This window comes from Aquimarina mytili (assembly GCF_016735115.1).
GTDB classification, from domain to species: domain Bacteria; phylum Bacteroidota; class Bacteroidia; order Flavobacteriales; family Flavobacteriaceae; genus Aquimarina; species Aquimarina mytili.
Map to the genome: position 1 here is coordinate 22,714 of NZ_JAERQJ010000010.1, position 11,940 is coordinate 34,653.

Sequence of the window (11,940 nt, forward strand, 5' to 3'; positions counted from 1 at the left end):
CTCAAAGCATTAAGAAATTTTTTGAAACAATTGCCAGGTGCAAGTAGATATGCAATGAGGAAATAGAGCACTTTCAGTTTTATACTGAATCGATTAAGACCCTGTATTAATACCTACAAAATAAAAACCCCTAGGGATATCCCTAGGGGTTTTATAATTATAATAAGATTAAACTTACACTATTTTATTTCGTTTACGTTCTACTTCAGTAAGAAATATTTTACGTAACCTTAAGTGGTTTGGTGTAACCTCAACATATTCATCTTTTTGAATATATTCTAAAGCTTCTTCTAACGAAAACTTAATTGCCGGTACAATTTTAGCTTTATCATCAGCTCCTGCAGAACGAACATTCGATAACTTTTTAGTTTTGGTAACATTAACAGTCATATCATCTCCGCGAGAATTCTCTCCAATTACCTGCCCTTCATAAATATCCTCTCCCGGATCAATAAAGAATTTTCCTCTGTCTTGTAATTTATCTATAGAATAAGGAATAGCGGTACCTTTTTCCATAGACACAAGAGATCCATTAATACGACCTGGGATATCACCTTTTAACGGTTGATATTCTTTAAAACGATGCGCCATAATCGCTTCACCAGCTGTTGCTGTTAACAACTGATTACGCAATCCTATTATACCTCTTGATGGAATTAAGAATTCGCAAACCATACGATCGCCTTTAGCCTCCATGCTTAACATCTCTCCTTTGCGAAGTGTTACCATCTCAACAGCTTTACCCGATACACTTTCTGGAAGATCAATAGTTAACTCTTCTACCGGCTCACATTTAACTCCGTCAATCTCTCTGATAATTACTTGTGGCTGTCCAATTTGTAATTCGTACCCTTCTCTTCTCATGGTTTCGATAAGTACCGATAAATGCAGTACACCTCTACCAAAAACCATAAATTTATCAGCGCTATCGGTTTCATTTACCCGTAAAGCAAGGTTTTTCTCTAGTTCTTTTTCTAGTCTTTCTTTAATATGTCTTGAAGTAACAAATTTCCCATCTTTTCCAAAGAATGGAGAATCGTTAATCGTAAACAACATACTCATCGTAGGCTCATCGATTGCAATGGTTTTTAGCCCTTCAGGATTTTCGATATCGGCTACAGTATCTCCAATTTCAAAACCTTCAAGTCCAACTAATGCACAAATGTCACCAGCTTCAACCTTATCTACTTTTCTTCTTCCTAGACCTTCAAAAGTATGAAGTTCTTTAATTTTTGATTTTTTTATGGTTCCATCACGTTTCACCAAAGAAACCTGCATACCTTCGGTCAGCGTTCCTCTTTGCAAACGACCAATAGCGATACGTCCTGTAAATGAAGAAAAATCTAATGATGTAATCAACATTTGTGGAGTACCCGCTTCAATTTTAGGAGATGGGATATGATCGATCACCATATCCAATAAGGGTTCAATATTGTCAGTTTCTTTTTTCCAGTCCTCACTCATCCAATTGTTCTTTGCAGAACCATATACCGTTGGAAAATCTAACTGCCACTCTTCAGCACCTAACTCGAACATAAGATCGAATACTTTCTCATGTACTTCATCAGGAGTACAGTTTTCTTTATCTACTTTGTTTACCACAACACATGGTTTCAAGCCAAGATCAATTGCTTTTTGAAGTACAAAACGAGTTTGTGGCATTGGTCCTTCAAAAGCATCTACAAGAAGTAGTACTCCATCGGCCATATTTAATACACGTTCTACTTCTCCTCCAAAATCGGCGTGACCAGGAGTATCAATAATATTGATTTTAGTTCCTTTATAAGTAACCGATACGTTTTTTGAAGTAATTGTAATACCTCTTTCACGCTCTAAGTCATTATTATCAAGGATTAAATCTCCAGTATTTTCATTTTCACGAAATAATTGACAATGGTACATAATCTTATCTACCAACGTAGTTTTACCGTGATCTACGTGTGCAATTATTGCAATATTTTTTATAGCTGTCATAAACGCCTCATTTTTAAGGGTGCAAAGGTACGAGTTATTTTGACAGGTTGTATATCTTTTACCCGTTATTTAAAAAGCACTAAAATTAGTACACAAAACTCTTATTAATAATGCCTTAATTCTCCCAATAAAACTTCTATCTTTGCACCTTAAAATAAGCTATCATGCAACTAGAGAATATTCCTAATCTAAAACATCTTGACGCAAATAATTTTTTCCTTCTGGCTGGGCCATGTGCTATTGAGGGAGAAGAAATGGCATTACGAATTGCAGAAAAAGTAGTTGACATTACTTCTAAATTAAACATACCATATGTGTTTAAAGGGTCTTTTAAAAAGGCTAATCGTAGTCGTATTGATAGTTTTACAGGAATTGGAAATGAAAAAGCCTTAAAAATCTTACGCAAAGTAGGAGAAACTTTTGAAGTACCAACTGTCACCGATATTCATGAAAATGAAGATGCAGCGTTGGCAGCAGAATATGTCGATATCCTGCAAATACCAGCTTTTTTGGTTCGTCAAACTGACCTGGTGGTGGCAGCGGCAAAAACCGGTAAAACTGTAAATCTTAAAAAAGGGCAATTTATGAGCCCTGAAGCGATGCAGCATGCCGTTAAAAAAGTAAACGATAGTGGTAATAAAAATGCCATGATTACAGACAGAGGAACTATGTTTGGTTACCAAGATATGATCGTTGATTTTAGGGGTATCCCTACCATGAAACAATATGGAACTACAGTATTAGACGTTACCCACTCTCTACAGCAACCTAATCAATCTAGTGGTGTTACTGGCGGTAGACCAGACATGATCGAAACCATAGCACGTGCAGGAGTTGTAACAGGTGTTGATGGATTATTTATGGAGACTCATTTTGATCCGGCAAATGCCAAAAGCGATGGGGCTAATATGCTACACTTGGATCATTTAGAGAAATTGCTAAGCAACTTAGTAGCGATTAGACAAACGGTTAATCAGTTATAAATTTTTCTTTTCTGAATTTATAAGCTTGCTCTAGTACCTCTATAAGTATTTGGTCATCGATATCTTCCTTTTTTTGATATCGAAGTGACTTTACATACTTTCTTTTATCGGCGTATAATTTATCTAAGTGCTTTGTAAAATATTGTGCAGCAGGAAAACCGACATCTACATATCCCTTAGTCACATTAAGATAACATATAAAATTCTTTCCTTCATAATAAAAAGGAAGTTTCCATTTAAATAATAACTCGACATCAGACAAGGTAGTTTCGATTACTACTTGCAGATGAAGCAATATAGATTTAAAAGGTTCTGGTTGCTTTAGGATGTATTCTTCTGCCGGATTCATACTTCAAAAATAAAATTTTGCACCACTAATTAAAAAAATCATTTGCACAATTCAATATTTTCATTTTACTTTGCATTTCAAAGTACTTTTAAAATGAGCACAGAAGAATACTTAAAAGACATCACAGAGATTAAAGACATGATGAATAAATCTTCACGTTTTTTCTCACTTAGTGGTTTATCAGGCATCATGGCAGGTATCTATGCCTTGATAGGAGCTGCCATCGCATATTATTTAGTAAGCATAAGCGGTAGAGACTATTTAATTCTCGATGGCAAAATATTTAATTATATTTTACTCGACCTCCTTATAGTAGCACTACTAAGCATTATAACAGCAATATTTCTAAGCACTAGAAAGGCTAAAAAAAATAATGAAACGCTATGGAACGGTACATCAAAGAGACTACTTACTGCCTTTCTAATTCCACTAATTACGGGTGGAATTTATATTATAATTAAAATATACAGCAACCATTACGGTCTCACAGGTTCATTAATGCTTATTTTTTATGGATTAGCCCTAATAAACGCATCAAAATATACAATTGGTAATGTAAAATATTTGGGATATATAGAAATTGTATTAGGTTTGATCTGTGCAGTATATCCTGGATATGGCTTTTGGTTTTGGGTCTTGGGATTTGGAGTAATGCATATTATTTATGGAAGCCTTATTTATTTTAAGCACGATCGATAAGTTCAGGGTCAAGAAACTTTAAGTAGCATAAAAGATTTTCGCATAGACGGAAACAAAAATGAAAAATATAATAGGAAATATAAACAAAGCTTTTGATCATCGAATCAGATTGGGTATTATGTCAATCTTGGTGGTTAATGAATTTGCCGATTTTAAAACGTTAAAAGAACTTCTGGGAGCCACAGATGGTAACCTGGCAAGTCATACTAAGGCATTAGAAAAAGATGAATATATTTTGGTCGAGAAATCATTTATTGGTCGAAAGCCTAACACAAGATATAGTGTAACCAAAAAAGGTAGAGAAGCCTTCAAAAAGCATGTAGAAGCTATTGAAAAATTACTGAAGCAATAGCTATATTTTTTTAATCATTTACTTTGAATTTCAAAGTACTTTTAAATAATAGAATGAGAGCATTTATTTTAGAAACGATATACGAATTAAGCAAAAAACCATATCAAAAGTGGTTTAAAAAACAAAAGGCCTGGGATATTTCTGTATCAAACCTTTTGCAACTGCACCCTAAAAATAGTTTAGGTTTTCATTTGGGATGTTTTTTACTTAAACATGATTTTTCTCCACAACCCAAACTAGAGGATCACGATGTATTTCATGTACTAACGAACATAGGGATTTCTGTACCCGAAGAAATCGCCATGCAGTACTATCTTTTAGGAAATGGGAAACGAAGCATATACCTAATCTTAGTTATTTTTATAGGCACCCTACTCTACCCTGATAAGATCCATCTTTTTAGAAACACCTACATAAAAGGAAAATCAGCATATTCCTTTCATCAACTGAATTACAAAAAACTATTACATCAACCTGTTCACAAATTAAGGACTACATTTTTAATCTCTCCGTTATGCAAATAAGACAAACAATCAACAAAAAGGCACTAACACTGGCAACAATTAGCCTTCTTTTAGGAACATTCATTTTATTATTATACTTAACCTTCGAATCTGAAGCTTTTCTAGTTGGTGGTGTATTTTATGTATTAGTAACATTAGTGATAAATGCAATCACCCTAATTGGGTTATTTGCTAACGCTATTATCAATCATCAGTACTACAAAGAAAACATAACTACCATTTTACTTTTCTTGATTAACATCCCTATAGCCATGGGATATTTAATGATAGTGATCAACAATCCATTTTAAAAAAACTATAATGAATACTACTTACGAACGATCACCATTTATCAAGAGTCTTATCGCGTCTGTAGCATTTAGCGCTGCATTGTTGCTGATCAGAATTATAAAAACTGATTCTCTTTTTTTCCTTTTCCTAATTTGGAATTTATTTCTTGCTGCGATACCGTACCTTATCACTACTCTACTAAGTGCAAAAAAAGTAAACAGAGTCATCTTCTGGAGTGGTTTTACAATATGGTTGGCTTTTTTACCCAATTCACCATACATCATAACGGATTTACAACACATTAGATTAAGCACATTACATTCGGTTTGGTTTGATGTTTTACTTATTCTATCGTTTGCTGTTAATGGTATGATCATGGGATTTGCATCTTTACAAATGATGCAAAAACTGCTATTAGAACGTTTATCCCAAAAAGTTACCAATTATATCATCCGGCTTATTTTAATTCTTTGTGGATTTGGAATATATTTAGGAAGAGTCTTACGATGGAACAGCTGGGATATTCTTCAAAACCCTATGGGCATTTTATCAGATATTCTAAAAAGAATCCTCTTCCCTATTCAACACATAGACACTTGGGCTTTTACCATTGGTTTTGGTGGTTTCTTGACCATAACCTATCAATTGATTGAGTATTGTCAAGAGAAGAGCTGACACCTATACCTCAAAAGAAACAATTAACAATAGAAATACAATAAACTTTATACTTATGGAAACCCAAAAACAAAAAAAGTCCTTCGGACAATGGCTAAAAACTTCAATCACCGTACGCATGTTGATGGTAGGAATATTAATTCTGGTTCTATTAATTCCATTATCCTACATTAAAAACTTAATACAAGAGCGTGCCTATAGACAAGAAGAAGTAGTTCGAGAAATTAATCAAAAATGGGGAAACGAAGTGTTACTTTATGGCCCTATACTTAAAATTCCGTATCAAATACACAGCCTAAAAAAGATCTGGGACGAAAAGACCAAATCGTACACCGAAGAAGACCTTATTACTATAAAATATGCATTCTTTTTTCCGAACACATTAGACATAATAACCAAGGTTGAATCTGAAACTCTAGGAAGAAGTATCTATGAGTCTGTGGTGTATACTGCCGATATGAAAATAAAGGGCTCTTTTAGCATTCCAAATTTTGAAATGCAAGATATTGCCGAAACTGATATCTTATGGAACAAGGCAACAGTATTAGTTAACTCAACTAACCTAAAAGGGATAAAAAGTAATTTAGAGCTAAAAATAGGCTCAGAAAGTTATGCATTACAATCAAGATTTGCTCAAAAAACGCATACCAACACTTTAGAAACCAAGTTTCTTAAAGAAAACTCTATTCCTAAAGAAAATTCTATTGATTTTGGTTTAGATCTGATTATCAACGGTAGTGAACAACTACGATTTATACCTGTGGGTAAAGAAACCAAGGTATCGATAACCTCAAATTGGGCTTCACCAAGTTTCAATGGAAACTATCTTCCAGACACCAAAACAAAAGAGATTACAGAAAATGGTTTTAAAGCTAATTGGAAAATACTGCAAATCAACAGAGAATTTGAACAGGAGTTTTTTGGAGAATTACCCTATATTGATTCATCTGCCTTTGGTGTAAAATTATTGATCCCTGTAGATGAGTATCAAAAAAGTGAACGAGCAACCAAATATGGATACCTGGTGATAGCACTTACTTTTTTAGTCTTCTTTTTAATTCAGAGTATTAGTAAAATTCATATCCACCCATTTCAGTATATGATGATAGGTTTGGCGTTAACGATGTTTTATACACTACTCATATCTATATCTGAACATTCTAGCTTTTTGCAAGCCTATATTATAGCCGGTGTAGCGGTCGTATTATTGATTTCCATATATTCAAAAGCAATACTCAAAAGCTTTAAGTTTATGGGATTTATAGCAGCTTCGCTCGCTGTTTTGTACACTTTTATTTTTGTAATTATACAGCTTGAAAGCTATGCTTTACTTGTGGGTAGTATAGGATTGTTCTTAATCCTTGGAACCATAATGATGATATCTCGAAAAATTGATTGGGGAAATGACTAAAACATCTTAAACAAAACAAGAAAAGCTATGCTTCAAACTTTTGAAGTGTAGCTTTTTTATATACTTTTAGTTCTTCTAAAAATGAAATTCATGAGAAAAAGTATATCTATCCTGGTTATAGCCTGCGTAACACTAAGCATATTTTCGTGTAAAACAGACACTAAGAACACTAAAAACCTAGTAAAAGAAGTAACATTTACCAAAGAAGGAGAGCTTTCTTTATTTGATTCAAAAGACTCTATCCCAAGCTCGATTACCACATTAGACATAGAGATTGCCGATGATGATTATCAAATTCAAACCGGCCTTATGTATCGTAAATCAATGCAAAATAACCAAGGAATGCTATTTGTATTTTCTAAAGAGGCGCCACGTTCTTTTTACATGAAAAATACGGAGTTTGCATTAGACATTATATTTATTGATTCCAAAAACAAGGTGGTAAGTATTCAAAAGAATGCACAACCATTTAATGAATCTTCTTTACCCTCAGAGGGTCCTGCCCAATACGTTTTAGAAGTGAATGCCGGTTTAACAAATACCTGGAATCTTAAGTCTGGTGACTCAATTTCTTTTACTCGATAATCGAGATTTGAATGCTCCAAGACTCGCCTCGAAATTTAAATTATTTTTCAATTTAATGCCTCATGGACTCGCCCAGAGGTAGTTTACAAAATGTAAATCCTATTAAAAACATATTCAAATAAAAAATCCGTTTCAAGTAATTGAAACGGATTTTTTATATCAGTACTGAAAAAAATTATTTTTTCTTCTCTTCAGTCTCTTTTTCTTTGATTTTTAAACCAACTTTGCTTACTGTATCATGCATAATTGGCGTTGCAATAAACAATGATGAGTATGTACCTACTAATACACCAATAATTAGCGAGAACATAAACCCTCTTAATGGTACTGCAAATATAAATATAGCTACAAGTACTAATAAGGTAGTCAAAGATGTATTTAAGGTACGACTCAACGTACTATTTAAAGCTCCATTTACATTCTTTGCTAATGGCCATGTAGTGTGCTCTTTGAAGAATTCACGGATTCTATCAAATACAACCACGGTATCATTCAGAGAGTAACCAATTACGGTCAGTATTGCCGCAATAAATGCCTGATCGATTTCCATGTTGAATGGCATAAACTTCCATGTCAATGAAAACACACCAAGTACTACCAACACATCGTGGAATACGGCGGCTACCGCACCTAAACTAAATTGCCATCTTCTAAATCGTAATAAGATATATAAGAATACTACGATCAAGGAACCTAATACAGACCAGAAAGCCGCTTGCTGAATATCATCTGCAATTGTAGGTCCAACTTTCATAGAAGACATAATTCCTACTTGCTTATCTTCATCACCATTTGCAAATTCATCATAAGTCAGTCCTTCAGTCAAATATGGTTTTAAAGCTTCAAATAATTTATTCGAAATTTCAGTATCTACCGCTTCACCGGTTTCATTTACTTTATATTTGGTAGTGATTTTTAACTGATTATTTGCTCCAAGAGTTTTTGCTTGTGCACTTTCGAATACAGCAACCAGATCTTTTTCAACCGTAGTAGGAACTACATCTTTAGCAAAACGCACCGTGTATGTTCTACCTCCTACAAAATCTACTCCATAATCCAGGTTATTCGTAAATAAAGAAGCAATACCTGCAATGATAATAGCTCCTGAGATTACATATGCAATTTTACGCTTCTTTAAGAAGTCAATATTTATATTCTTAAATAAGTTCTTTGTTGCACTAGTAGAAAAAGCTAATTCTTTTCCATTTTTACCATATCCATCAATAAATAATCTGGTAATAAAAATTGCAGTAAATAAAGAAGTTAAAATACCAATTAATAAAGTTGTTGCAAATCCTTTAACAGGTCCTGTACCAATTAATAATAAGATTAAACCGGTAAGACCAGTTGTGATGTTTGCATCAAGAATAGACGACAATGCATTATTAAATCCATCTTTGATAGCATCTACCTGAGATTTACCTTTAGCTAATTCTTCTCGAATTCTTTCAAATATTAACACGTTAGCATCTACCGACATACCAATCGTTAAAACGATACCAGCAATACCAGGGAGTGTTAATACCGCCTTTAATCCAGCCAATACTCCAAATATAAACAGAATATTAACGACCAATGCAACATCTGCAAAAGCACCTGCTTTACCATAATAAAATATCATCCAGATTAAAATCAATACTAATGCAATTGCAAAAGACATGATACCACTATCGATCGCTTCTTGACCAAGAGAAGGTCCTACAACTTCACTCTGAATAATATCTGCTGAAGCTGGTAATTTACCTGCTCTCAATACATTTGCTAAATCCTGACCTTCTTCTACAGAAAAATCCCCAGTAATTTCACTTCTACCTCCACTAATAGCTCCAGTAGTAACTCCTGGTGCCGAATATACAACATCATCAAGTACAACAGCTATCTGGCTTCTTTGACTAAATGCACGACCAGTCATTTCTTCCCATTTCTTTGCTCCTTTACCATCCATTTGCATAGTAACGGTAACTTTTCCTAACTGGTTATATTCTTGTCTTGCATCGGTAATAACACCTCCGCTTAATTCTGGCTCATTATCTCTATTTCCTTTTATTGCATAAAGATCAAGAACTTCAGAATCTTTTTCAGGTTTACCCCATGCAAATTTTGTATAACGTTGCTCTACAGGCAATAACGCTCTTACTTTTGGATCATTAAGATACGCCATAAACGTATCAGCATCTTTCTTTAAAACAGACACAACAACTGGTCCACCTTGACCACCTTGACCCGCAATTAGATCTAATAAGGGATTTACTTGAGCTTCAACATCTGTAGAATCCTCTGCATCTTCCAATAAATCTTCGATTGCAGCATCAGCATCTGACTTGGTAGTATCTACTTGAGTAGAATCGACTACAACTTCGCTTTCTTCCCCTTCTTTAACCTCTTCTTTAACTTTTTCAACTTTATTAGCTTGTTCTTTTAAGAGATTGTTTGCTGTAAATAAGAATGGGAAGATCTCTTCCGCCTTATACACATCCCAAAATTCTAGTTGTGCTGTACTTTGTAGTAAGCTTTTTACCCTATCTACATCTTTTGCTCCAGGCAATTCAACCAAAATACGTCCAGACTCTCCTAAACGCTGAATATTTGGTTGAGTAACTCCAAACTTATCGATACGTTTACGCAATACTTCAAAAGCAGAAGTTACAGACTCATCAATTTTTCTTCTCAATACAGGCTTTACCTGATCGTTAGTCATATCATAAGTGATATCATCACTTAGATTTTTATTAGCAAAAATATCTGGTGATGCCAATTTTGCATCTGGAATTTTTTCAAACTCCGTAAAGAAATCCTCTATATATGTATTCTGGCTATTCTTTTGTAATTCGTCTGTAGCAAGCAATGCCTGATTAAACGATGGGTCTTTGGATTTGTTTGCTAGTCCGCTCAAAATATCCTTTACAGAAATTTGAAGAATAACATTGATTCCTCCTTTAAGGTCAAGTCCCTTATTAAGTTCTTTATTTTTTGCAAAGTTATATGTAATACCAGCAAAAATTTCTTCTTTGCCGATAGAATCTAAGTATGCTCCTTCTGCTGTTTCTCTTAACTTTGAATAGTCTTCTACAGTTTCAGGGTACTTTTGTTGTGCATAGGCTTCTGCCTCATTCTCTTTTGTGTAGGTTAAATACGTATAAGACAATTGGTATACACACACCAATCCGAACAAAATCGCAAATACTCTAACAAGTCCTTTATTTTGCATTATTTATTTATTTTGGTCAAACCTAGTTGCAAAGATGAGTACACATAAATTATACTCAAGGTTTGACAATTATTATTAATTATTAAATTATTATGGTAATCAAATTATATCAAGCAAGTGATATAAGTTATTTTTAAAATACTAAAATGGCTTTCAAGAGTAGTATCACTCTTCTATTTTAGCTTTTAAAGAAATATGGTTTTAGGAATTTTATAAAAGCTTTGAATTCCAATTAAGAAATTGGTCCAGCCCTTACTTCTGGAATATTATGTGAGATATTATCTATTGTGATAACAATAGATGAATTTAATTTTTGGGCTACTTTAACAAGCCGATCTATATCGTCATCAATACTAGTAATTAAACTATATAAATTATCACTAGAATCTGCATCTTGTTCATGCTGTACTTCTACAACATATAAACCATTAAAGTCAGAATCAACACCTGTGCTTTTCTGGATTTCATAAACATCTAGGTTATAGTCTTTAGAATTTTTATTTAGAGGAAACTGATTATCGTCTTCATTTTGGTCATAAAAAACATGATCCAGCGCTACGTTTTGACCTGCAGAAAGTGTTTTTTTTATGAACTCTACATCTTCATCACTGTAATAAGCAATTTTAAGGGTACCATTTTCTAATTCCTTAGATATTACAGTATTCTTAACCCCAAGAGATTGTAATTGTTTCTTTACGTTTGCAATAGCATTTTGAGCCTCTTGAGAGGTGACTTCAATATTAACAAACTCTAATACAATTTCTTGATTAGGTACAACGGTTTGTCGTTGAATAACAACAAGTACTGCAAGTGCAGTGATTAATATTCCGAAGTACCATTTTTTCTTCATGCGGCAAATATAAAAAAATTAAGATTGTATTTCTAACGTCTTTATATAAATATAGATTAC

General features: G+C 33.6%; 12 protein-coding genes. 8 read left to right on the forward strand and 4 right to left on the reverse strand.

Annotation, left to right across the window (positions count from 1 at the left end; all coding sequences use genetic code 11):
* Positions 1 to 174: 174 nt before the first annotated feature.
* Positions 175 to 1,974 carry a translational GTPase TypA gene (gene typA / locus JJQ60_RS18795; protein ID WP_201923838.1) on the reverse strand — a complete coding sequence of 600 codons (1,800 nt, stop codon included), beginning with the start codon at positions 1,972 to 1,974 and terminating at the stop codon, positions 175 to 177.
* Positions 1,975 to 2,138: 164 nt separating this feature from the next.
* On the opposite strand from typA, the gene kdsA reads away from it, so the two are divergent.
* Positions 2,139 to 2,957 (forward strand): 3-deoxy-8-phosphooctulonate synthase, encoded by an 819-nt coding sequence (kdsA, locus tag JJQ60_RS18800; RefSeq protein WP_201923840.1) that lies wholly within the window; start codon positions 2,139 to 2,141, stop codon positions 2,955 to 2,957.
* Here the strand turns inward: kdsA and JJQ60_RS18805 are convergent.
* A complete protein-coding gene (locus tag JJQ60_RS18805) occupies positions 2,944 to 3,306 on the reverse strand; it encodes a DUF1801 domain-containing protein (RefSeq protein ID WP_201923842.1) in 363 nt (120 codons plus the stop codon). The genes kdsA and JJQ60_RS18805 overlap by 14 nt on opposite strands.
* Before the next feature lie 93 nt (positions 3,307 to 3,399).
* Here JJQ60_RS18805 and JJQ60_RS18810 point away from each other — a divergent pair, with 93 nt between their 5' ends.
* From JJQ60_RS18810 to JJQ60_RS18840, 7 genes are all read left to right on the forward strand, one after another.
* Positions 3,400 to 4,005, forward strand: coding sequence for a hypothetical protein (locus JJQ60_RS18810; RefSeq protein ID WP_201923843.1), 606 nt, complete (start codon positions 3,400 to 3,402; stop codon positions 4,003 to 4,005).
* A gap of 58 nt (positions 4,006 to 4,063) precedes the next feature.
* A complete protein-coding gene (locus JJQ60_RS18815) occupies positions 4,064 to 4,357 on the forward strand; it encodes a winged helix-turn-helix domain-containing protein (protein ID WP_201923845.1) in 294 nt (97 codons plus the stop codon).
* Between the two features lie 53 nt (positions 4,358 to 4,410).
* On the forward strand, positions 4,411 to 4,881 hold the full coding sequence (locus JJQ60_RS18820) for a Coq4 family protein (RefSeq protein WP_201923847.1): 471 nt from the start codon (positions 4,411 to 4,413) through the stop codon (positions 4,879 to 4,881).
* Positions 4,872 to 5,171, forward strand: a complete 300-nt coding sequence (locus JJQ60_RS18825; protein WP_201923849.1) for a hypothetical protein — start codon at positions 4,872 to 4,874, stop codon at positions 5,169 to 5,171. The genes JJQ60_RS18820 and JJQ60_RS18825 overlap by 10 nt, the downstream gene beginning before the upstream one ends.
* Positions 5,172 to 5,181: 10 nt before the next feature.
* Positions 5,182 to 5,826: a DUF1361 domain-containing protein gene (locus JJQ60_RS18830; RefSeq protein WP_201923851.1), complete on the forward strand. Its 645-nt coding sequence runs from the start codon at positions 5,182 to 5,184 to the stop codon at positions 5,824 to 5,826.
* 55 nt (positions 5,827 to 5,881) lie between these two features.
* A complete protein-coding gene (gene creD / locus JJQ60_RS18835) occupies positions 5,882 to 7,237 on the forward strand; it encodes a cell envelope integrity protein CreD (RefSeq protein ID WP_201923853.1) in 1,356 nt (451 codons plus the stop codon).
* A gap of 90 nt (positions 7,238 to 7,327) precedes the next feature.
* Positions 7,328 to 7,822: a DUF192 domain-containing protein gene (locus JJQ60_RS18840; protein WP_201923855.1), complete on the forward strand. Its 495-nt coding sequence runs from the start codon at positions 7,328 to 7,330 to the stop codon at positions 7,820 to 7,822.
* 175 nt (positions 7,823 to 7,997) lie between these two features.
* On the opposite strand, the gene secDF is transcribed toward JJQ60_RS18840, so the two are convergent.
* Complete coding sequence (secDF, locus tag JJQ60_RS18845; RefSeq protein WP_201923857.1) at positions 7,998 to 11,030, reverse strand: protein translocase subunit SecDF; 3,033 nt, start codon at positions 11,028 to 11,030, stop codon at positions 7,998 to 8,000.
* Positions 11,031 to 11,262: 232 nt separating this feature from the next.
* On the reverse strand, positions 11,263 to 11,880 hold the full coding sequence (locus tag JJQ60_RS18850) for a hypothetical protein (RefSeq protein WP_201923859.1): 618 nt from the start codon (positions 11,878 to 11,880) through the stop codon (positions 11,263 to 11,265).
* Positions 11,881 to 11,940: the final 60 nt, after the last annotated feature.

Coding starts and splice junctions, on each gene's coding strand:
- typA (WP_201923838.1), bottom strand. CDS start 1,974: ATGACAGCTATAAAAAATATTGCAATAATTGCACACGTAGATCACGGT.
- kdsA (WP_201923840.1), top strand. CDS start 2,139: ATGCAACTAGAGAATATTCCTAATCTAAAACATCTTGACGCAAATAAT.
- JJQ60_RS18805 (WP_201923842.1), bottom strand. CDS start 3,306: ATGAATCCGGCAGAAGAATACATCCTAAAGCAACCAGAACCTTTTAAA.
- JJQ60_RS18810 (WP_201923843.1), top strand. CDS start 3,400: ATGAGCACAGAAGAATACTTAAAAGACATCACAGAGATTAAAGACATG.
- JJQ60_RS18815 (WP_201923845.1), top strand. CDS start 4,064: ATGAAAAATATAATAGGAAATATAAACAAAGCTTTTGATCATCGAATC.
- JJQ60_RS18820 (WP_201923847.1), top strand. CDS start 4,411: ATGAGAGCATTTATTTTAGAAACGATATACGAATTAAGCAAAAAACCA.
- JJQ60_RS18825 (WP_201923849.1), top strand. CDS start 4,872: ATGCAAATAAGACAAACAATCAACAAAAAGGCACTAACACTGGCAACA.
- JJQ60_RS18830 (WP_201923851.1), top strand. CDS start 5,182: ATGAATACTACTTACGAACGATCACCATTTATCAAGAGTCTTATCGCG.
- creD (WP_201923853.1), top strand. CDS start 5,882: ATGGAAACCCAAAAACAAAAAAAGTCCTTCGGACAATGGCTAAAAACT.
- JJQ60_RS18840 (WP_201923855.1), top strand. CDS start 7,328: ATGAGAAAAAGTATATCTATCCTGGTTATAGCCTGCGTAACACTAAGC.
- secDF (WP_201923857.1), bottom strand. CDS start 11,030: ATGCAAAATAAAGGACTTGTTAGAGTATTTGCGATTTTGTTCGGATTG.
- JJQ60_RS18850 (WP_201923859.1), bottom strand. CDS start 11,880: ATGAAGAAAAAATGGTACTTCGGAATATTAATCACTGCACTTGCAGTA.